The organism is Belliella filtrata, from assembly GCF_022549775.1.
In the GTDB taxonomy this organism is placed as follows: Bacteria; Bacteroidota; Bacteroidia; order Cytophagales; family Cyclobacteriaceae; genus Belliella; species Belliella filtrata.
Genome location: NZ_JAKZGP010000013.1, coordinates 48,827 through 70,100, shown reverse-complemented (window position 1 = coordinate 70,100; position 21,274 = coordinate 48,827). Strand labels below are relative to the sequence as shown.

General features: G+C 38.1%; 18 protein-coding genes. 10 read left to right on the top strand and 8 right to left on the bottom strand.

Going from position 1 to position 21,274, the window contains the following annotated elements; translation table 11 throughout:
* Positions 1-84: 84 nt before the first annotated feature.
* Complete coding sequence (locus MM239_RS07415; RefSeq protein WP_241347567.1) at positions 85-276, bottom strand: cold-shock protein; 192 nt, start codon at positions 274-276, stop codon at positions 85-87.
* Positions 277-362: 86 nt separating this feature from the next.
* On the opposite strand from MM239_RS07415, the gene MM239_RS07410 reads away from it, so the two are divergent.
* Positions 363-857, top strand: coding sequence for a SixA phosphatase family protein (locus MM239_RS07410; protein WP_241347566.1), 495 nt, complete (start codon positions 363-365; stop codon positions 855-857).
* 255 nt (positions 858-1,112) lie between these two features.
* On the opposite strand, the gene MM239_RS07405 is transcribed toward MM239_RS07410, so the two are convergent.
* The 6 genes from MM239_RS07405 to MM239_RS07380 all read right to left on the bottom strand — a co-directional run bounded on the left by MM239_RS07405 (position 1,113) and on the right by MM239_RS07380 (position 9,488).
* Positions 1,113-1,841: an SDR family NAD(P)-dependent oxidoreductase gene (locus tag MM239_RS07405; RefSeq protein ID WP_241347565.1), complete on the bottom strand. Its 729-nt coding sequence runs from the start codon at positions 1,839-1,841 to the stop codon at positions 1,113-1,115.
* A gap of 106 nt (positions 1,842-1,947) precedes the next feature.
* Complete coding sequence (gene hslU, locus MM239_RS07400) at positions 1,948-3,354, bottom strand: ATP-dependent protease ATPase subunit HslU (protein WP_241347564.1); 1,407 nt, start codon at positions 3,352-3,354, stop codon at positions 1,948-1,950.
* Between the two features lie 11 nt (positions 3,355-3,365).
* A complete protein-coding gene (gene porQ, locus MM239_RS07395) occupies positions 3,366-4,388 on the bottom strand; it encodes a type IX secretion system protein PorQ (protein WP_241347563.1) in 1,023 nt (340 codons plus the stop codon).
* A complete protein-coding gene (gene lon / locus MM239_RS07390) occupies positions 4,385-6,862 on the bottom strand; it encodes an endopeptidase La (RefSeq protein ID WP_241347562.1) in 2,478 nt (825 codons plus the stop codon). The genes porQ and lon overlap by 4 nt, the downstream gene beginning before the upstream one ends.
* A 136-nt stretch (positions 6,863-6,998) precedes the next feature.
* A complete protein-coding gene (rseP, locus tag MM239_RS07385) occupies positions 6,999-8,318 on the bottom strand; it encodes an RIP metalloprotease RseP (RefSeq protein WP_241347561.1) in 1,320 nt (439 codons plus the stop codon).
* A gap of 3 nt (positions 8,319-8,321) precedes the next feature.
* Entirely contained in the window at positions 8,322-9,488 is a 1,167-nt protein-coding gene (locus tag MM239_RS07380; RefSeq protein ID WP_241347560.1) for a 1-deoxy-D-xylulose-5-phosphate reductoisomerase, read from the bottom strand.
* Between the two features lie 217 nt (positions 9,489-9,705).
* Between MM239_RS07380 and MM239_RS07375 the strand changes: the two genes are divergently transcribed.
* The 8 genes from MM239_RS07375 to MM239_RS07340 all read left to right on the top strand — a co-directional run bounded on the left by MM239_RS07375 (position 9,706) and on the right by MM239_RS07340 (position 18,744).
* Positions 9,706-11,148 carry a S1C family serine protease gene (locus MM239_RS07375; RefSeq protein WP_241347559.1) on the top strand — a complete coding sequence of 481 codons (1,443 nt, stop codon included), beginning with the start codon at positions 9,706-9,708 and terminating at the stop codon, positions 11,146-11,148.
* 271 nt (positions 11,149-11,419) lie between these two features.
* Positions 11,420-11,836 (top strand): nucleotidyltransferase substrate binding protein, encoded by a 417-nt coding sequence (locus tag MM239_RS07370; protein ID WP_241347558.1) that lies wholly within the window; start codon positions 11,420-11,422, stop codon positions 11,834-11,836.
* A gap of 108 nt (positions 11,837-11,944) precedes the next feature.
* Complete coding sequence (locus MM239_RS07365) at positions 11,945-13,228, top strand: LVIVD repeat-containing protein (RefSeq protein WP_241347557.1); 1,284 nt, start codon at positions 11,945-11,947, stop codon at positions 13,226-13,228.
* Positions 13,229-13,266: 38 nt separating this feature from the next.
* Entirely contained in the window at positions 13,267-13,827 is a 561-nt protein-coding gene (locus MM239_RS07360) for a hypothetical protein (RefSeq protein WP_241347556.1), read from the top strand.
* Between the two features lie 46 nt (positions 13,828-13,873).
* Positions 13,874-14,587, top strand: coding sequence for an ABC transporter ATP-binding protein (locus tag MM239_RS07355; protein WP_241347555.1), 714 nt, complete (start codon positions 13,874-13,876; stop codon positions 14,585-14,587).
* Positions 14,580-16,241, top strand: coding sequence for a putative ABC exporter domain-containing protein (locus MM239_RS07350; protein WP_241347554.1), 1,662 nt, complete (start codon positions 14,580-14,582; stop codon positions 16,239-16,241). Before MM239_RS07355 ends, MM239_RS07350 begins: the two co-directional genes overlap by 8 nt.
* Before the next feature lie 133 nt (positions 16,242-16,374).
* Positions 16,375-17,742: a pyridoxal-phosphate dependent enzyme gene (locus MM239_RS07345; protein ID WP_241347553.1), complete on the top strand. Its 1,368-nt coding sequence runs from the start codon at positions 16,375-16,377 to the stop codon at positions 17,740-17,742.
* Between the two features lie 114 nt (positions 17,743-17,856).
* Positions 17,857-18,744, top strand: coding sequence for a flavin reductase family protein (locus tag MM239_RS07340; RefSeq protein ID WP_241347552.1), 888 nt, complete (start codon positions 17,857-17,859; stop codon positions 18,742-18,744).
* Positions 18,745-18,822: 78 nt separating this feature from the next.
* On the opposite strand, the gene sppA is transcribed toward MM239_RS07340, so the two are convergent.
* Complete coding sequence (sppA, locus tag MM239_RS07335; protein ID WP_241347551.1) at positions 18,823-20,583, bottom strand: signal peptide peptidase SppA; 1,761 nt, start codon at positions 20,581-20,583, stop codon at positions 18,823-18,825.
* 41 nt (positions 20,584-20,624) lie between these two features.
* On the opposite strand from sppA, the gene folK reads away from it, so the two are divergent.
* Positions 20,625-21,152 (top strand): 2-amino-4-hydroxy-6-hydroxymethyldihydropteridine diphosphokinase, encoded by a 528-nt coding sequence (gene folK / locus MM239_RS07330; RefSeq protein ID WP_241347550.1) that lies wholly within the window; start codon positions 20,625-20,627, stop codon positions 21,150-21,152.
* The last annotated feature ends 122 nt before the right edge of the window (positions 21,153-21,274 follow it).

Below are 21,274 nucleotides of genomic sequence, written 5' to 3'. Positions count from 1 at the left end.
ATTTTGACTATAAGGGATATAAAATAAAAAAGGGATAATGAATTTTTTCATTATCCCTTTCAAGGCTTGATTTTTAACAAGAGATTAAGCTTTCTTTACATTGATAGCATTTGGGCCTTTTTTGCCTTCCTTGACATCAAATGTTACTTTGTCATCTTGTGCTACTTTGTCTACTAAGCCTGTAGCGTGAACGAATACGTCGCTTTGAGATTCATCATCAACTATGAAACCGAAACCCTTTGCGTCATTGTAGAATTTTACTATACCGGTGAGCATGAATATTAAAATTATGTGGTTAAATCTTTGATAAATGTAAATAAATTGCAGAAACTATCAAAAAAAAATTCTTGAAAATTGACATTATGAAAAAGCTAATAATCGTAAGGCATGCAAAGTCATCTTGGGATAATCCATTTTTGGACGACCACAAAAGACCACTTTCTGAGAGGGGGTTGAGAGATGCTCCACGAATGGCACAGCGGTTGAAAAAAAAAGGGATTATTCCCGAATATATGTTAGTTTCTGATGCTGTCAGGACTAAAGAAACTGCCAGGATTTTTGCTCAAAATCTTGGAGTGAGTGATGAATTGATTCATTATAAAAGAGAACTCTATCATGCAAGTCAATATGAATTGATCAGGTCTATCAGACATGTATCAGATGATGTTGAAAATTTGTATTTAGTTGGTCATAACCCCGGAATGAATGATTTGTTGAGTTATTTTGGATTTAGGTTAAACAATTTACCTACTTGTGGAGTAGTTATATTCAAGATTGGATCTAAATCATGGACATCCATTTCACCTGCTGAAATCGAATTTTTAGCTTATGATTTTCCAAAAAATGAGATGCTATAGGTAGTTAATTCTCACAAGTATTTAAGACTTGTTTTAGTCAAAAAAATAAAAATATCAACAACATTTAGGTCTAAAAAATAGAAGTAAATGTGCTGAAAATGTAGATTAATTACACATTTCCGAGTATAGGTGAATATTGGAATAATTCAAATTCTGTCTTCTGGGAAAAAGGATAAAAAAATTAAATTATTTTTTCAAACTACAAATTGTTTCTTCCATTGACATGTTATATTCAAAGATTCATAGTGCAATTTGTTAGAAATCTCTTACATCTTGGAGTACTCCGTCAAGCCTATCGAACTGGGAAATAATATAAATTATTTTTTCAGCTGCCTCCTTAGGAGAATTTAGAACATTTTCACTTTTCAGCTTCTCAAATTTCTCGAGACTTGAAAATCCAGATCGTGGAGCTGACCGGATATTTTCCTGCATTTTGGTGTCGACAACTCCTGGAGATACGGCAAAGACCCTGATGCCATTTTGATTTTGATTTGACTCTTCCTGTGCAATTTTGCTGAGCATATTGAGTGAGGATTTGGTGGAAGAGTAGCCAGACCAGCCGTCGATCACTTTTTCCGCTGCACCAGAACTGATGTTGATAATGATTTTATCCGCGCTCAGATGCGCATATCTTTTGAAATACTCATTCATCAAAATGGCGGGAGCTATTGCATTAATTTTATAGATATCTGCAATGCTTTGATGAGCTAGCTTCCCGAAGTGGTTTATTTCACCAATCCACCCTGCATTGTTTATTAGCACAATTTTACCGAAAGTATCTTTTAAAAAAACCTTGTCTAGGCACTGGGTTAATTGATCAAAGTTCCCTAGATCTATCTCAAAATGTTTAACATTTGATTGCTCAAAGTTCAAACTACTTCTAGAAATACTGACTATGGTGTTGTCATTATTTTTAGCGAGTAGATGAAGAAGTGCTTCCCCGATTCCCTTACTTGTTCCTGTAATGATATATAATGATTTCATGGTAGATAAGTGTTTTAATTGTTTTCGAAGCGCTACTCAATGCTAGTGCAAGATACTCAAGCAAACAAAAAAGGCTACCCATTTGTAGGTAGCCTTTTGGGACTTTTTAAAGTATGAATTGTGAAAGGTCTCTATTTTTTACCAAAACGCTTAGTCTTTCATTGACCATTTCTTTAGTGATCATGATTTTAGCATTTGCCTCGATAGTATCTGGTACTTCAAATAAGAAGTCGTTGAGTAAGTGACTCATTACTGTATGAAGTCTTCTTGCTCCAATATTTTCAACTTCTTCATTGATTTGAAATGCAAGTTTGGCAATTTCTTGAATAGCTTCTTCATTGAATTCGAGATAAACTTCTTCAGTTTCAAAAAGCGCTTGATACTGCTTCGTTAGCGCATTTTTAGGATCTTTTAGAATTTTGTAGAAATCCTCCTCGGTAAGGCTATTCAATTCCACCCTGATCGGGAACCTTCCTTGTAGTTCGGGAATCAAGTCTGATGGCTTCGATACGTGGAATGCTCCAGCTGCTATAAACAACACATGGTCAGTATTGATGATGCCATATTTGGTATTGACAGCCGAACCTTCTACGATAGGAAGAAGGTCTCTTTGAACGCCTTCTCTGGATACATCAGGTCCACCAGCTGATTTACTTGACTTAGATGCGATCTTGTCAATTTCATCGATGAATATGATTCCGTTGTTTTCTGCAAGTTTTATAGCTTCTTCTTTGACTTCATCAAAATCTATCAACTTGCTGGCCTCTTCTTCAAGTAAAACTTTTCTAGCTTCAGAGATGGTGACTTTGCGTTTTTTGCTACGCTTCGGCATCATGCCGCTGATCATGTCTTGAAGACCAGCCATACTAGCGTCATCCATCATGCCATTTCCGATCATACCTATACCCACAGGTGGACTTTGCTTTACATTGACTTCGATCTTCCTGTCTTCCATTTCTCCATTTCGAAGTTTTTCTCTGAATCTTTCCCTAGTTCTCTCATTCAGCTCTTCATCAGAAGAATTACTCGGGTCAAAATTCTCTTTTGAGAAGCTTGACTCACTTTTTCCAAATCCTGGAGCTTTGACAGGAGGTATTAAGATGTCAAGAATAGCTTCTTCTACTGCTGCAGCAGCTTTTTCTTTGACTTCTTCATTTTTTTGAGCTTGCACAAGGTGGACAGCTTGCTCTACTAGATCTCTTACCATGCTTTCTACATCTCTACCCACATATCCCACTTCGGTAAATTTCGAGGCTTCTACTTTGGTAAAGGGTGCATTTGCAATTTTTGCAAGCCTTCTTGCTATCTCTGTTTTACCCACTCCAGTGGATCCGATCATCAAGATGTTATTGGGGACGATATCTTTTTGGATATCAGTTTTTACCATTAGTCGCCTGATTCGATTTCTCAATGCTATGGCAACGTTTCGTTTTGCATCATGTTGGCCGATAATATACTTATCAAGTTCAGATACAATCTGCTTTGGTGTCAAATCTTTAAAATCACTTCTCATATGGTTACGTTTTAGAACGATCTTTTTTTATTGTTTATAATACTACTTACCCCTATTACATTTGAACCTCCAGGTACATGGTAGAACATGCGGGCATATGAAAATTCGAATTGCTTCATTTTGAATGCTAAACCTCCAGTAAAGCCAGCTGAGCCAGCTCCTATGGTGGTGTCAAATTCTCTTCTGATCAGATGATTGTATCCCATTTGGAGATTAAAGTATTCTGAAGGAATGATTTCTACTCCAAATACAGCTCTTCTGAAAATGCTAGCACCTATGCTATTTCGTTGATTTTCATCAATAATGTTTGGATTATAAAAATCCATTTCTCTTGCTTGAAGGTTTCTAAGGGTAAGGTGGAATCGAAAAGGTGCATGCTCTGGTTTGAAACTCGCTCCTATTCGAACATCGGTAGGAAGCTGAAGGTTTTGTTCATCGATGTAGTTTTTTACGTTAAATCCCAAATTCCTTAAGTTTATGGCTAGTGTTAGGTCTTGAGCTGGATGTTGATAATTGACTCCAAAGTCGAAGGCAATAGCATAAGCTTGAAAACTATCCAAAACTGACCCCATCAATTTTATGCTTCCTCCATAATTGAATATGCCTGTCTGTCTTGCATAGGAAGTAGAAATAGCAAATTCATTAGCAAGAAATCCACCTGTGGGTAGGCCTAAGTCATCAAAGCCTTGAAGCTCCCCATAGTTAAAATATTGAATTCCAACTCCAATGATTCCGTTAGAGAACCCAGAAAAGCTATATCCAAGCGTTGCTGCATTGATACCACCAGGAAAATTGAGGTAATGCAAAGCTGGGTGAAAGAGGTTACTACTATCCAAAAGTGCAGGATTGGATAGGAACATTAAGGGATCACTTTGTGCCGTAATGTTCACGCCACCCAGTGATGCTAGTCGGGTATAGGAAGGATGATCTACAAATTGAAATGCAGCATGGCTAGACTGTCCTTTAAGATCCTGCTGGTTGATGAGCATGGCTCCCAACAGGATCAAAAGGATATGTAAGCGGCTTACATTCAATTTTTTGAATTATCATCCGTAAATGTAAACTTTATTGGGTCTTGAACTTTGGTTTTCATCAAAGCCACTTCCAGGACCTCGTCTACATTGTCTACATAGTGAAAAGTAATACCTTTTAGATATTGCTCGTCAATCTCTTCTATATCTCTTTGATTTTTATTGCAAAGGATGATTTCTTTCAGACAAGATCTTCTTGCTGCTAGTATTTTTTCCTTGATACCTCCTACAGGCATCACTTTGCCTCTCAAGGTAATCTCACCTGTCATGGCTATTTTAGCTTTCACTTTTCTTTGTGTGTACAAAGAAGTTATGGCTGTGAGCATAGTGATACCTGCAGATGGACCATCTTTTGGTACTGCACCTGCTGGTACGTGAATGTGAAGATCATATTGATCAAATACCCTATGATCAATGCCATACTTTTCAGCTCTTGACTTAAGGTAAGACAAAGCTGTCATTGCTGATTCTTTCATCACTTCACCTAGTTGTCCAGAAAGGGTAAGTTTTCCTTTTCCTTTGCTCAAGGCAGTTTCTATAAATAAGATTTCTCCACCTACAGATGTCCAAGCTAATCCTGTAACTACTCCAGCTACACTATTGTCTTGGTAGATCTCTTTGTCAAAGATTTCCCCGCCGAGTATTTTCCGTATGGCTTGAGTAGAAATTTTCTTTGTGTAAGGTTCTTCCAGAGCGATTGATTTTGCGATGTTTCTCACCACTTTGCCAATAGCTCTTTCTAGGCTTCTTACACCAGATTCTCTGGTGTAATCTTCTATAATTTTGGCAATTGCCGCATTGTCAAAAGTCAAATCTTTAGCCTTAAGCCCATGTTCCTTTCGTTGTTTCGGTATAAGGTGCTTTTTAGCAATTTCCTGTTTTTCTTCTATCGTATATCCAGTCACTTCGATGATCTCCATCCTGTCTCTAAGCGCTGGCTGAATGGTTTCCAATGAATTGGCTGTGGCCACAAACAAGACTTTGGAAAGGTCGTATTCAACCTCAAGGTAGTTGTCTGTGAAAGTGCTGTTCTGTTCAGGATCTAAAACTTCTAGGAAGGCTGAAGATGGGTCTCCTCTGAAATCTGAACTTAATTTATCAATTTCATCTAAGACATAAACAGGGTTGCTTGTCTTGACCTTTTTCATATTTTGGATGATCTTACCTGGCATCGCACCCACATAAGTCTTTCTGTGACCCCTGATCTCAGCTTCATCATGTACACCACCAAGTGACATACGCACGTATTTTCTGCCCAAAGCTTTAGCAATAGACTTACCGAGAGAGGTTTTACCTACTCCTGGAGGGCCATATAAACAAAGTATTGGCCCTTTTAGATCATCTTTTAGCTTAAGTACAGCCAAGTACTCGATAATTCGTTCCTTTACTTTTTCCAGACCATGGTGATCTTTGTCCAAGATGCTTTTGGCTCTTTTTAAGTCAAAATTATCAGAAGTATATTCATTCCAAGGGAGCTCAACCAATGTCTCTGCATAATTGAGTGCGATAGGGTATTCTGCAGCTGAAGGATTGATTCTTAGAATCTTATCCAGTTCTTTGTTAAAGTGGCGTGAGACTGCATTAGACCATTTCTTTTTGACACCTTTTAGACGTAATTCTTCTACATCTTTCTCTGGGCCTTCTTCTCCGAGTTCGGTTTGAAGCACTTTCATCTGCTGCCTCAAAAAGTAATCCCGCTGCTGTTGATCAATGTCAGTATGGACTTTTTTCTGAATTTCACTTTTGATTTCCAACATTTGAATGTCTTTCATCATGAACTCCAAAAGTAAAGTAGCTCTTTCTACCCCATCATTGATTTCCAAAAGCCTTTGCTTAGACTCAACAGATGCATTGATATTGGAAGAAAGAAAATGAGTCAGAAAAGGAGTGTTATCTATATTGTCAAGTGCTACTTGAGCTTCTTGGGGGATCTCCGGATTTAAATGTAAAATTTTGGCAGCCGCTTCTTTAAGAGATTCTTCAAGCGCCTCAATTTTTTTATTGTTTTTGGGGAAGCTTTCATCCATGTAAGAAACCTTTGCCAGGAAGTACGGATCATCGGTCACAGTCTCTGTGATTTGGAATCGTTTCTTACCCTGAATGATGATCGTAGTATTTCCATCTGGCAATACGATCATTTTTATGATTTTGGCCAAAGTACCCACATGATAGATGTCTTCCCATGCAGGATCATCATTGTTTGGGTTTATCTGAGCACATACTCCGATATATTTATTACCGCGTTGGGCTTTTTTGACAAGTTTGATAGATCGCTGTCTTCCTACAGTGATAGGAATTACCACACCAGGGAACAAAACCGTGTTTCTAACAGATAATATTGGTATTTGATCTGGTAAATTCTCCTGCTGGTTGGCATCATCAGCTTCGTCATCAGTGATTAACTGTATGAGTTCACCTTCGCTAGCAAATTCTCCGACCATAAGTGATTGATATAATTTATTTTCAAAATTGTTCATAAAGGACAATATGACAGATAGGCTGTCATGTTAATAAGGTATAATAAGAAAGAACCTTCAATTTAGAAGGTTCTTGTTAATAATTCAATGCTTATGCCAAGCTTATTTTGTTGGCATATTGTCAGATTGTTGGAGGTCACCCTCCAGTGAACAGCTTCAAAATATCATTTCCAATTGCGAATACCATAAGTGCTAGAAGCATAACCATCCCTACTTTTTGTGCATTCTCTAAGAATTTTTCGGAAGGGGTTTTGCCAGAAATCATTTCATATAGTAAAAATACTACATGCCCACCATCCAAGGCTGGAATAGGTAAGAGGTTCATAAAAGCAAGTATCATAGAAATCAGACCTGTAATACTCCAAAATTTTGTCCAATCCCATTGATTGCCATAAATTTTAGCCATTCCTATCGGTCCGGAGACATTTTTGGTGGATACTTCACCTGTAAACATTCTACCTAAAGCTTTAGCATTTATGATTACTACTCCAAATGCTCGCTCTGTTCCTTTTACGATTGATTCACTAATACCGTATCGGTTGGTCACTGGGTCTAGCAATGGAGCTAGCTGAATCCCTATGATACCGTCTTCGTTGACAGCTAGTGTTTTTTCTATCTCTGTATTATTTCTCTGGATTTTTACTGTTGCTTCTTCACCAGCATTTTTAGCCAAATTGCTTTGCAACTCATTGAAGTAGGTTATCTCATTGCCATTGATGGAGACAATTTTGTCACCTTTTTCAATGCCAGCGGCAGCAGCCTCACCACCTTGAGTAACATCGACTATTTCAAAAGGCATTCTGATGTTGATGAACTTAGACAAGCTTTCTTCATTGGAGAATGAATTGATAAAACCTCTTGGAATATCTATCCTGATGATCTCTCCATCTCTCTCTACAGTGTAGTAACCATCTGTGCTAAGAAGTGCTTCTCCGCTACTTAGGTCTCCTAAACTTCTGTAAGGTTGCCCATTGATATCTAATACCTTATCACCATCTTGAAATCCAATTTGCTTTCCAATATCATAAGCCACTATACCATGTTCAATAACTTGCTCTTGTGAGTAGTAAGTCTCACCTTTTTGGTATACAAGCACTACAAATATCAATATACCAGTGATCACATTGACGATGATACCACCAAGCATCACAATCAAACGCTGCCAAGCTGGTTTTGCTCTAAATTCCCATGGTTGTGGTTCTGAAGCCAATTGTTCAGTGTCCATAGACTCATCAACCATTCCTGAGATTTTTACAAAGCCCCCAAGAGGTATAGCGCCTATAGAGTATTCTGTCTCACCCCATTGAAAACCGATGATTTTGGGAGGGAAACCAATAGAAAACTTTTCGACCCTCATGCCAAACATCTTTGCCGTAAGCAAGTGCCCTAACTCGTGCAATCCAACTAAAATTGATAGACCCAACAAAAGTTGTCCTACCATGATTAATGTATCCATTATTTATTTTTTACGCTTTATTAATTCATTTGTGTAAGCCCTAGCCATCTTGTCGGTATCTACAAAATCTTGCAAGCTAGGTTTTTCTATAAAATCAACTTTTGACATTGTAGCTTCTATGAGTTCTGACATTTCTAAGAACCCGACCTGGTCTCTCAAAAATGCAGCCACAACGATCTCATTGGCAGCATTGAGTACACAAGGAGCGTTTCCGCCATTTTTCATTGCGTCAAAAGCTAATTGTAAATTCTGAAATGTCTCAAGATCGGGCTTTTCAAAGGTCAAACTCGGGTATTGTACGAAATCGAACCTTGGAAAATCAGTTTTGAATCTTTCAGGATAGCTCAATGCAAACTGAATAGGAATACGCATGTCAGGTAGTCCGAGTTGTGCCTTGATAGAGGCATCTTGAAATTGCACCAAACTATGTACTATAGACTGGGGATGAACGATTACTTCTATCTGATCAGCATTAAGTCCGAAAAGCCACTTGGCTTCAATCACTTCTAGGCCTTTATTCATCATAGAGGCTGAATCTATCGTGATTTTGGCTCCCATATCCCAGTTGGGATGTTTCAAAGCTTGCTCTTTGCTTACTGACTTTAAGAAATCTTTGTCTTTGCCTCTAAAAGGACCTCCAGAAGCTGTAAGAATGATTTTTTCTATAGGATTATGAAATTCACCAACCAGACATTGGAATATGGCGGAGTGTTCAGAATCGACTGGATAGATGTTTACACCTTTTTCTCTAGCTAGCTTGGTGATCAGTTCTCCAGCCACTACAAGCGTTTCTTTATTAGCTAATGCGATTTGTTTTCCGCTTTCTATCGCCTTGATCGTAGGGATTAGTCCAGCATAGCCAACAAGCGCCGTTAGTACCACATCGATACTATCCATTTCTACTACTTGACTCAATGCTTTTTCTCCTGCATATACCTTTATGTCTAAAGGCAAGAGTACTTCTTTTACTTGATCATAAAGCGCTTCATTTACAATAACTACACAGTTGGGCTTAAATTCAATAGCTTGTTGAATCAAAAGTGCACTATTGTTCTGTGCAGTGAGAACTTCTACTTCGAATTTTTCTGGGTGCGATCTGATGACCTCTAGAGTCTGTGTTCCTATACTGCCTGTGGAACCTAAAATAGCTACGCTTCTTTTTTCTGACATGAAAATTTTAATGCCTGTTTTTGGATCTGGAATATACTAGATGATTCTCCAAATCAGATTAATTGACTGACAAAATTACAAGGATCAAAGACTTTTCCACATGATTTTTCAGTCTTTTTGACATTTCTTCGTTTAAGATAAAAAAACGGCTCTTTTTCTGTTTAATTGAAGAGACAGTTCATTAATTTTATTTGTAAAAATCATTCATCAGGTCAACATGAAGAAAAACTTGCAATTAATTCTCCTTGCATTTGTGGCAGGACTTGCTGGGGCATATGTTTTTGTAACCTATCTAAACCCTCAAGATGAACCAAAACTAGCTACTGCATATAATAACCCTTCTGCAACCTATAATGTGAATTATTCACGTGAATCAACAGATGAGCGGCATTACAATGCGCCAGTCTCTTTCGTAGAAGCGTCTGAAGCGAGTACTCCTTCCGTAGTTTTTATTAAAAACTTTTCAGGTTCAGATCATAGGAGGTATAGCGTTTTTGACTATTTCTTTGGCAATGGCCCTTCCCAAAGGGTGAGTACTGGGTCAGGGGTTATCATCAGTAAAGATGGATATATCATAACAAACAATCACGTTATAGACAGGGCAGAAACAATAGAAGTTGTGCATCAAAAGCGTACTTATAAAGCTGAACTCGTCGGTACGGATAAGAATACAGATATTGCTGTTTTGAAGATTGAGGCTGCAAATCTTCCTGCTATCAAGCAAGGCAGCAGTAGAACCTTAAGTATAGGTGAGTGGGTGATTGCTGTAGGAAATCCATTTAATTTGACGTCTACTGTTACAGCTGGAATAGTATCTGCCAAAGAGCGACAGATTAATATTCTGGGAGGAGATTTCCCTTTAGAGTCCTTTATTCAAACTGATGCACCAATCAACCCAGGGAATTCAGGAGGTGCTTTAGTAAACACCAAGGGAGAGCTGGTAGGTATCAATACTGCGATATTATCAAGAACTGGTTCATATACTGGCTATGGGTTTGCTGTTCCAGTGGATATAGCTGTAAAAGTGGCTAATGACTTGATCAAATATGGAGAGGTTCAGAAGGCCCTTCCAGGCTTAGATGTTGTGGAAATTACACCTGAGTTGGCTGAAGAAATGAATTTAAATACTTTGGATGGTGTAATCGTGACAAATGTGTTTAGAGGAAGTGGAGCAGAGAAGGCAGGTATCCAAAAGAATGATGTGATCATACAAATCGAAGGATATCCTGTGACAGGTAAGGGGAACTTTGAAGAAGTATTGTCCTATTATTATCCTGGTGATGAGCTGAATATGACATATTTGAGGAAATCGAATCGAAACACGGCCAAGCTGACCCTTCAGAATTTAGATGGCGGTACGGGGGTTATGAAAAGGGAGTTTTATTCTTCCAACATCCTTGGTGCAAGGCTGGAAGCTATAAATGCCATAGAAAGGGATCGGTTAGAAATAGATTACGGGGTGAAGATTTCTGCTATCAGTAGGGGGTATTTGCGAGAACTTGGTCTCAATAGTGGATTTGTTCTTACTCAAGTTAATGGAGAACCTGCCCGAAACCCAGAGAAGGTAGGGAAGTTCCTAGAAGATTTCTCTGGTAGACTTCGCCTTGAAGGACTATCTCCCAATGGACAACCTTTTATGCAAAGCTATAGTGTGAGGTAGGAGTAAGATTGAGGATTGTAGCCTGGGAGATTAGAAGCGAGACCAGAGAGAAAACAGACATGAGGGACAAGTGTCAACTTTGAGGAGTTTGCCTTTTGCAATTCATGGCTTTCCGGTAGGTTTGTGCTAAAAAGGAATGAGAAACAAAATCTCTGAAGCCAAAAAATCTTGACATTCTTTCAAATTAAAATCATCAGTCCTATAAAAAAATGCCAATAGAATAGGCATGAAGGAAAGTAAGCGTTATATTAGATTCTAAAAATAGTCAGCCATGAAACCCACACCTTTAACCTTCGAAAAATGTTTTGTTGATTTTCAAGATGCTTTAGAGCAATTGAAACATGAAGTTCAGAAGGTTAAATCGCAAAATCTAGGAGATAAAGGTGATGCAAAGATTGTCAGGAGTTTTGAATTGACTCATGAGTTGGCTCTGCAAACTATGACAGAGTTCTTTAGGCAACAAAAGCATAGCTTGAATTTTTCGGGATCAAGAGATATTACCGTAGAAGCTTTCAATGAGGATTTGATCGACGATGGGAAAGGCTGGATGGATATGATCATCCTTAGGATTAAGTATAATCCAATTTATCCAGAGAGTGCTCAAAATGAGTTGTTGGAAAGGGTGAAGAAGGATTTTATAAGTTTATTTGAGAATTTTAACAGAAAGCTTTCAGCTCGAACAAATTAAGAAACTTTTTTTATCTTTTTTGTAGCGTTTTAGGTATTGATTACGTCTTGATAGCGTAAAGCAAGTATTTATTTGTCAAATCCAAATTTTTACCAAACCTCAATGTATATGAAGAACTTCAACTCTCCCTCTTTAGCACTTATATCGAGTTTGTGTTTTGTGTTTGTAATGATACTTTTTTCATCATGTGAAGATCAAGTATCTAGTACGTATACTTATCGAACGATGGTGCCAGTATATCTTCAAATGAGTGATTTCCGTACAAATGAAGCCTTGATTGAGCCTGGGAAGCAATTGGAAAACCCAGGTAAGATTTATATTTATGGTGATTTTTTGCTTATCAATGAACCTCAAAAGGGGATTCACATCCTAGATAATTCAAACCCCTCAAGTCCTGAAAGTCTCAACTTTATCAAAATTCCAGGCAATGTAGATCTGGCAGTAAATAGTAATATGCTCTATGCGGACAACTACCTGGATTTATTGGTTTTTGATATTTCCAATCCTAGAGCGATCAAGCAAGTACAAAGAGTCGAAGATGTATTTCAAAATATGTACACAGATGCTAGTAGTGGAACTTTTATGACTTTGAAGGATACAATTTTGACGGCAGAGTCTAATTTTATGAGAGGCTGGTGGGGAGGAAATATTTTCTGGAACAGAGGGGGGATGCTTTCATTTAGTAATGATGCAGCTAGTTCAGGAGGCGGAGAAAGCTATGGGCAAGGGGGATCGATGGCAAGATTTACATTGATGAACGCACACCTTTATGCAGTAGATGATTATTCACTAAGGGTCTTTGACGTTCAAAATAAGGAGTTGCCCAAGTTTCTAAGTACAATCGATCTTGGTTGGGGCATTGAGACTATTTTTCCTTTTCAAAACAAACTTTTCATAGGATCCAACACAGGCATGCATATTTATGATGCTACAGAGCCTTCCTCACCTACCATGATGTCTGTGTATCAACATGTAACAGCGTGTGATCCCGTGGTAGTTAACGAAAATCACGCTTTCGTGACCTTGAGATCGGGGGTGAATTGTAGGTTTGGTGTGGATGAACTTCAAGTTTTAGATATTACAAATTTGTATGAGCCTAAGCTGTTAAAGTCTTATGAGATGCTCAATCCTCATGGGCTGGGCTTGGCTGGGGATATGCTTTACCTGGCAGAGGGAAAGCATGGATTGAAAAGTTTTAATGTAGCAGATGTATTGGCAATAGATGAGAATCAACTGGAGTTTCTCAAGTCGCTTAAGTCGGTCGATATCATTCCTGGGCCAAAATCATTGATTGTAATTGGGCCAGATGGAGTTTGTCAGTTTGATTATTCTAATCCAAATAGATTAGTTCAATTGAGTTGTATCAATGTGAAAAATCCAGTAGTCGTGTAATGAAATTTATTTTTTGTGTATTAATCCAAATTTTGGTAATGAGCCAATTTGCCTTTGGTCAGAAGGCAGTTGGCTCATATTTTCATCATATAGAAGTAGGGATTACTTCAGGAAGATTGAATAATAGCCCCAGGCTTGATTATACGCTACAGTCTTTGCATGGGATACAGCTTGATGCACATAATAAGCTCGGCTTTTTTGTAGGTCTTGATTCCTACCCAAAGCAAGTGCTGATGCCTTTAGGTTTTGGTTGGAGAAACACCCTAAGTCCCAATAGAAGAAATAGTTTAAGTTTTGGATTGGATATCGGATATGGTTCCTCTTGGTTGGATAGAAAAGAGCTAGAAGGGAATTTTGAAAAGTGGAATGAGGGAGGATTTATGGTGAGCCCCATAATAGGAATTGCTAGAAAATCGAAGAATGGTGCATTAGCCTATACTTGGAATTTAGGGTTTAAGAAGCAATTTGCATCAACTTTTGAAGGAGTAAGAGGCACTGGGGTAGGTGGAGTAGATGGGATTCGTCCAGGCTATGATTCGATTTTTGAAGAGCGTTATGTATTCAATAGCCTTATCCTTAGATGGGGCATTCTTTTTTAAGTTTTTTATCAGGTAATCATTATCTTGCTTGAAATTTAGACAAGATATGCTAGAAGTAATCGGCTTAGTCAAAAAGTATGACAAGCAAAATGCTGTCAACGATATCTCTTTTTCACTCCAAGGAGGAGAAGTGGTAGGCTTGCTTGGCCCCAATGGTGCTGGTAAAAGTACTACCATGAAATGTATCGTGGGATTGTTGCGAAAAACTGCTGGAGAAGTGTATATTGGTGGCCATGATCACTTGAGCGTAGCGGCCAAGCGATTTTTTTCATATATACCAGAGACACCAAGCGTATATGATCTGCTTACCGTACAAGAGCACATGCAATTCATCGCTCAAGCATATGGTTTGTCTGATTGGAAGCCTAGAGCTACAGCGCTTTTTGAATATTATGACTTGCATGATAAAAAGGACAAGTTAGGGAGAGATCTATCCAAGGGAATGAGGCAAAAGGTTTCTATTTGCTGTGCCTTGTTGCCTGATCCACAGTTATTGTTTTTCGATGAACCTATGATAGGTTTAGATCCAAAAGCTATCAGGAATACAAAAAAGATTTTCAAAGATTTAAAAGATCAAGGAAAAACAATTTTGGTGAGCACACACTTGATCGATTCGGTAGAGAGCATTGCTGATAGGATCATGATCATGAAGGATGGAAGTATTGTTGGGAATGATACCTTGGAGAAGCTGAAGCTACAGATGGTAGAGGCAGGATATAGTTTGGAAGATTTATTTTTAGAATTGACAAAAGATGAATGAAATCAAGTTACTGTTCAGAAAAGATATCCTCATTCTGTTCAATAATATCAAACTTATCCTCAAGAATCCATTAAGGCTTTTGCCTTACTTGTTTGTTGTTGGGTACTTTAGTTTTTTCTATTTCAGGAGGACAGTAAAGTCGACTGAGTCAATGCCTGAAGTGGATTTGGATCAGATACAAGATGCTGCGAATGCCCTTAATGTAGTCCCTGATAAGTATTATGCAAAGTTAGCTATCATTGGAGGATTGACATTAATAGCACTAGGGGTGTTGATTTTTCAATTGTTTCGCGCAACGAAGAAAAATATTAGTTTTTTCACAATGGCTGATGTGAATTTGCTGTTTACTTCCCCAGTTTCACCTTCCAATATTTTGGTATATTATATGATTAGGTCTATTCTTCCTGTATTGGGAGGTAGTATATTTTTTATGCTATATGCAAGTGCTCAAGTCGTGAATCAAATTGGGATGAGCATTGCAGAAGTTATTTTGATGGGTTTTGGCTTAGCCTTATTTGTGTTTATGCTGTTTCCATTGAAGTTTTTAATTTATACTTTACATACTAAGTACAATGTATTAGATTATGTCAAAAGAGGAGTCTTTGGGCTAGGATTGATATTGTTTTTGATGATGGTTATTCCTGGCGTGATGGCAGAGAAGTTCTGGCATGGGATGTTCGCTTGGATAGCATCTCCATGGTTTGACTTCTTTCCTTTGGTAGGATGGAGTAGGGCCATTATACTTTATCCTTCACATGAGAATATATGGCTTGTAATTGGTTTTTCTACTGTTTATTTTCTTGTTTTTGGGATAGTGCTTTACACTGTTGTGATACATTCGGGATATTACTATGAAGATGTTTTGGAGTCCACAAAAAGTAAAGAGGAAGCCAAAGAAAAAGTAAAGGGCAAGAAAGAAGCAAATGAGTCAAGCATGAGTCTAAATGCTAAAAAGCAGCTTGATGTTCCAGATTTTGGCTTTGGAGCCAAAGCTTTGTATTGGAGGAATTATGTACACAGTTCCAGACAAGATTTTCATCCACTTTTTGGACTTTATGGATTAGGGTTTGCAGGCTTGTCGTTTATATTTGCCGGGCTTACCTACTTTGATTGGTTTTCACATCAAGTGATTTATTTTTATTTGTTGATTTTGATTTTTATCTATTGGATAGCTGGAATGGGAAGAAACAATGTTGGGGATTTGAAGAAGCCGTATTTTATCCTTATTCCAGCTACGTGGTCTGCTAAGTTTTGGAATTTGATCAAATTAGACTTGATGCAGACCTTAATTTTTGCGGTAATTTTGATAGTTCCTACTGTTTTTATCGCTAAGTTGAGTCTTTTACTTATTCCAGCATTTGTCTTAGCCATGTTGATGTTTTATTTATCAGGGTTTGCGATGACTACTGTGACCAATGTTGGTTTTGAAGAAGGGTGGGATAGGAAATTGATCAAACCTGTGATGATGATTGGGGTGTTGCTGTTTGGTTTCGTGCCAGCCATTGGTACGGGTCTTTTTGTATTTATCATCAGCAAACAGTTTGCTTATGGAATGATTGGGATTTGTGTTGGGATGGCCTTGGTGACTGGTGTGATGCTACATGTAGCCATGGATTTGATCAGCAAGATAGAGTTCAAAGAGCAGGATGGGTGAGTTGCTGATGTAGTTTCATCATGGGGGGTATTGAGATTTGACTTACCGATATGATATTCTGGAAAATCAGTTTTTTCAATATTATTGAGTAAAAATATTAGTAACTTGCCCTGAAATTAGCAATAGCGATCTTATGATTTACAATTCAATAATAGAGACAATAGGTAATACACCTCTTATCAGACTGAACAACCTGAACAAAGGTATCAAAGGAGATATCTTAGTGAAGGTAGAATATTTCAATCCAGGAAATTCTATGAAAGATAGGATGGCGATCAAGATGGTTGAAGATGCAGAGAAGGAAGGGATATTAAAGCCAGGGGGAACTATCATCGAGGGCACTAGTGGCAATACAGGGATGGGCTTGGCCCTAGCAGCCATTGCCAAAGGCTATAAATGTATTTTTACCATGGCTGATAAGCAATCTAAAGAGAAAATAGATATTTTAAAGGCTGTGGGGGCTGAGGTAATTGTATGTCCTACCAACGTGTCTCCTGAAGATCCAAGGTCCTATTATTCTGTGGCTAAAAAGCTCAATCAAGATATACCCAATTCCTTTTATCCAAATCAGTACGACAACTTATCAAACTGGAAGGCTCATTATGAAACTACAGGTCCTGAAATTTGGAAGGATACAGAAGGGAAAATTACCCATTATGCAGCAGGAGTAGGAACCGGGGGATCAATGTGTGGTACAGCCAGATTTTTGAAAGAACAAAACCCAGATATTATCACTGTGGGAATAGATACTTATGGCTCTGTTTTCAAGAAATACAAAGAAACAGGCGTGTTTGATGAAAACGAAATCTATCCTTATTTGACAGAAGGAATTGGGGAAGACATCTTGCCTAAAAATGTGGACTTTGATATGATTGATCATTTTGTGAAAGTTACCGACAAAGATTCTGCTGTGATGACCAGAAGGCTTTCTAGAGAAGAAGGACTTTTTGTGGGTTGGTCTTGTGGTTCTGCTGTACATGGTGCATTGGAGTATGCCAAAGAACACTTGAAAGAAGGAGATACTATGGTGATTATCTTGCCAGATCATGGTACAAGGTATTTGGGAAAGGTCTATAACGATGATTGGATGAGAAATCATGGTTTCCTTGAAAACAAAACTTTTGGTACTGCAAGGGATATATTGTCCTCTAGAAATGGTAGCTATCATCTTGTCGTTACGCAGAAGTCAGATAAAATCAAAGAGGCCATTGCCTTGATGAACAAGACAAGTGTTTCTCAAATACCCGTAATGGAAGATGGCCAAGTGGTAGGATGCTTGACAGATAATAAGTTGCTTAGCAAAATCATAGAGAATCCAGGGTTGAAAGATGCACCCGTATCCGAAGTGATGGAAGACTCTATGAAGTTTGTGGCTTTGGATAGTACATTGGATGTGCTGTCTTCTATGGTAGACAAGGAAAAGGCTGTATTGGTCAGAGATGAACATCATCAGATTCATATCATCACCAAGCATGATATTCTAGAAGCTATTACCAAGTAAACAATTGGTGTATAAGTTTATTATATAATTGTATTTAACTTACTTGAAAAAAGTCAAACTTCTTTAGAAGTTTATGGAAACTGGCTTTAAGCAGGTTTAATAGATGAAGACAAGATGATTATAGACCCAAAAAATGCAACGGCAGGAGAGTTTCAAGCAATATTACAAGGTGCAGTAGCTCCTCGTCCAATCGCATTTGCTAGTACCATTGACACTGATGGTCAAGTAAACTTGAGCCCTTTTAGCTATTTTAATGTATTCAGTGCAAACCCACCAATTTTGGTATTCTCTCCGGCTAGAAGAGTTCGTGACAATACTAATAAGCATACCCTGGAAAATGTCGAAGCAGTAAAGGAAGTTGTGATCAATATTGTGGATTTTTCCATGGTAGAGCAGATGTCTTTGTCTAGCACGGAATATGATAAAGGAGTCAATGAATTTCAGAAATCTGGATTGACAGAAGAGTCTTCACAATTGGTCACCCCGCCAAGGGTGAAAGAAGCGCCTGTTGCTTTTGAATGCAAGGTGATTGATATAATCTCTCTTGGAGATCAAGGCGGAGCGGGCAATTTGGTGATTTGTGAAGTGTTGCTTGCCAGGGTCAAGGAGGAAATTCTAGATGCCAATGGAAGTATAGATCCTTTTAAGCTTGACGCAGTATCTAGAATGGGCGGGAATTGGTATTGTAGAGCAAATGGTTCAGCTTTGTTTGAGATTCTAAAACCTCTTAGAACCAAAGGTATTGGCGTTGACCAGATTCCAGAAGTGATCAAAAATAGCCATGTATTGACGGGAAACAATCTTGGGAGATTAGGGAATGTAGAAGCTTTACCCTCCAAATTCGATATTTTAAACTATGGTGACCGTCCTGAAATCACAGAGATGAAAGTGCGCTTTCAAAACGATCCAGAAAGTCTTCAATATTACCTGCATGAACACGCTAAGGAATTATTAAATCAAGGTTTGGTGATGGAAGCCTGGATGGTTTTATTACAATCCTAAACGCCTAGTAAAAGGCTAATAAACTTGAAATAAATTATGTGAATTAAAAAAAGGGGAGCTTTTGACTCCCCTTTTTCATTATTTGATGATCATATCATAAGGTGTTCTGTACAAAGTGCCTTCATACTTCTGAAGCTTGTCCAATTGATGGATGACAGGATATAGATCTCCATATTTGTTTTTCAAGTACCTGGCTTGTACATCATTTCCAATACTGGAGAAGAGCGTCTCAAACCATGATTTTTGTTGAGGTAGGTATATTACTTTAAAGTCATCAGCCACATCAGCTTTTGTGGCTGCTACTTGAATAGCATCCTCCAATCCACCAAGTAGATCAACTAGCCCGTTTTCTTTGGCTTGGATTCCTGACCACACCCTACCACTTGCTACTTGAAGGACTTGATCTTTGTCCATGCTTCTCCCTTCGGCTACTCTAGATATAAATGTGTCGTATCCGTCGTTAACTGTTTCCTGATAGATTGATTTTTCTAGGTCTGTAAGTTTTCTTGTGACACTTAGAAAATCAGAAAGTTCCCCTGTTTTTACTACGTCAGTGGTTATACCCAGCTTGTTTTTCAACAAACCTTCTGCATTGAACCAAAGCCCGAAAATCCCAATGGAACCAGTGATGGTGTTTGGTTGAGCGAAAATAGTATCTGCAGGAGCGGCGATGTAATAGCCTCCAGATGCAGCCACTTCGCTCATGGAAGCAATGATTGGTTTTTCTTTTTTGGCTTCACTTAGTGCTCTCCAGATAACTTCAGAAGCCAATGCTGACCCTCCTGGGGAGTTGATTCTAAGTACAATTGCTTTGACGTCTTTATCATTTTTGGCTTTATTGATCTCTTGAACAAGGGATTCAGAAGCGATCACACCTTCAGATTTTCCACTTACGATTTCTCCTTCAGCAATGATTACAGCAATTTTATTTTTAGAGAGCTTGTTTTTTGATTTTGCTGATTTATTGATAGTAGTGACATTTATGGTGTTGATTTTGTCATCTTCTTCAAGCTCAAGTTTTTCCTTGATCAAGTCTCTTACCTGATCTTCATACCACAGACCATCTACAAGGCCTAACTCAAGAGCGTCTTTGTTTTTGCGAACTAGCATTTTGCTATTGATTACCTTCAGGCTATCAGCGGGGATACCTCTACTATCAGCTACCTTACTGATGGCATAGTCGTTCAGGTCATTCAAAAATGCAGTAGTCTGTAGCCTATTTTCTTCACTCATTTTATCTAGCAAAAATGGTTCAACAGCACTTTTGAACTCCCCAACTCTAAAGACAACTGGCTCTACTTCTAGTTTTTCAAATAGTCCTTTGAAGAAAGTAATCTCACTAGAAAACCCATTGTATTCTATACCTCCTTGAGGATTGAGGTAAACCTCATCAGCGGCTGAGCTTAAGAAATATCCACTCTCGGAATAGATTTCATCATATGCTATGATGAATTTTCCTGATTCTTTGAAAGCGATCAACTCATTTCTCAACTCTTCTAGCATGGCTTGACCAGCGAAAACCATCCCAGTTCGCAAATATATTCCTTTGACATCATCTTGCTCTTTGGCAGTAGTGATGGCCTTCTTCAAGTTTGCTAGACCGACAGTAGATACAGATGTAAATGGTCCAAAGGACGATAAGTCTATGTCATCATCGTTTGTTCTTTCTACAATGCTTCTGCCATTAAGATCAAGCACCAAGACGGTCTTTTCCTTGATTTTTACTTCACTATCTGAAGATGATGCTATCGCAATGATCCCCACTAAAATAAAAAAACTCAATACAGTAAACACCAAGAGGCCTACGATTACTGCTAAAACATTTCCTAGAAATTTCATGCATTTTCTGTTTAAGCTACTAAAATACTGTATTTTTATTTATGGATAAACTTCAAGAGGAATTAATTCCTTCACATCAAGTAGTGCTAATTATAGGAGGGAATCTTGGTGATAGGTTTCAGCTGATAACTGATGCTAAAAAGAAAATATCAATGGAAATTGGGGAGATACAAAAACAATCTGTCTTATATGAAACTGCGGCTTGGGGTGAAAGATCCACGAAGGATTTTATCAATCAAGCCTTGCTCATCAATACCACCTTGAGTGCACAAGAAGTACTTTATACTGCTTTGAGTATTGAGAAAAGTCTAGGGAGAGCGCGCGTTGAAAAGTGGGGGGATAGAACAATGGATATTGATATTATATTTTATGATAATAGCATCATCGAGGAACCAGAGCTCACTATCCCACATCCATTCATGAAAGAGAGAAAGTTTGTACTAGTGCCAATTGTGGAGATTTTACCTGACTGGATTCACCCTGTTTTGAAAATGAGTATGAAAGAAATGCTGTCAGCATGTGAAGACCAATGTGAGGTTCGTAAGATTGGGAAAGGGGATAGGTTGTAGGAATAACATTTGCTGAAATTCAGCGAATCCTAAGTAATATTATCATGGTATTCTTCAAAGTGAATCAAAGTTTGAGATTAAATGAAATTTGAGACTATATACCATTCGGTCTAAAAACATCA

Bases quoted from the DNA above. Each gene is read 5' to 3' on its own strand.
- MM239_RS07370 (WP_241347558.1), top strand. From the start codon at position 11,420: ATGAAACCCACACCTTTAACCTTCGAAAAATGTTTTGTTGATTTTCAA.
- MM239_RS07340 (WP_241347552.1), top strand. From the start codon at position 17,857: ATGATTATAGACCCAAAAAATGCAACGGCAGGAGAGTTTCAAGCAATA.
- rseP (WP_241347561.1), bottom strand. From the start codon at position 8,318: ATGGATACATTAATCATGGTAGGACAACTTTTGTTGGGTCTATCAATT.
- MM239_RS07365 (WP_241347557.1), top strand. From the start codon at position 11,945: ATGAAGAACTTCAACTCTCCCTCTTTAGCACTTATATCGAGTTTGTGT.
- lon (WP_241347562.1), bottom strand. From the start codon at position 6,862: ATGAACAATTTTGAAAATAAATTATATCAATCACTTATGGTCGGAGAA.
- MM239_RS07375 (WP_241347559.1), top strand. From the start codon at position 9,706: ATGAAGAAAAACTTGCAATTAATTCTCCTTGCATTTGTGGCAGGACTT.
- MM239_RS07345 (WP_241347553.1), top strand. From the start codon at position 16,375: ATGATTTACAATTCAATAATAGAGACAATAGGTAATACACCTCTTATC.
- folK (WP_241347550.1), top strand. From the start codon at position 20,625: ATGGATAAACTTCAAGAGGAATTAATTCCTTCACATCAAGTAGTGCTA.
- MM239_RS07360 (WP_241347556.1), top strand. From the start codon at position 13,267: ATGAGCCAATTTGCCTTTGGTCAGAAGGCAGTTGGCTCATATTTTCAT.
- MM239_RS07350 (WP_241347554.1), top strand. From the start codon at position 14,580: ATGAATGAAATCAAGTTACTGTTCAGAAAAGATATCCTCATTCTGTTC.
- hslU (WP_241347564.1), bottom strand. From the start codon at position 3,354: ATGAGAAGTGATTTTAAAGATTTGACACCAAAGCAGATTGTATCTGAA.
- MM239_RS07415 (WP_241347567.1), bottom strand. From the start codon at position 276: ATGCTCACCGGTATAGTAAAATTCTACAATGACGCAAAGGGTTTCGGT.
- MM239_RS07380 (WP_241347560.1), bottom strand. From the start codon at position 9,488: ATGTCAGAAAAAAGAAGCGTAGCTATTTTAGGTTCCACAGGCAGTATA.
- MM239_RS07405 (WP_241347565.1), bottom strand. From the start codon at position 1,841: ATGAAATCATTATATATCATTACAGGAACAAGTAAGGGAATCGGGGAA.
- MM239_RS07410 (WP_241347566.1), top strand. From the start codon at position 363: ATGAAAAAGCTAATAATCGTAAGGCATGCAAAGTCATCTTGGGATAAT.
- sppA (WP_241347551.1), bottom strand. From the start codon at position 20,583: ATGAAATTTCTAGGAAATGTTTTAGCAGTAATCGTAGGCCTCTTGGTG.
- MM239_RS07355 (WP_241347555.1), top strand. From the start codon at position 13,874: ATGCTAGAAGTAATCGGCTTAGTCAAAAAGTATGACAAGCAAAATGCT.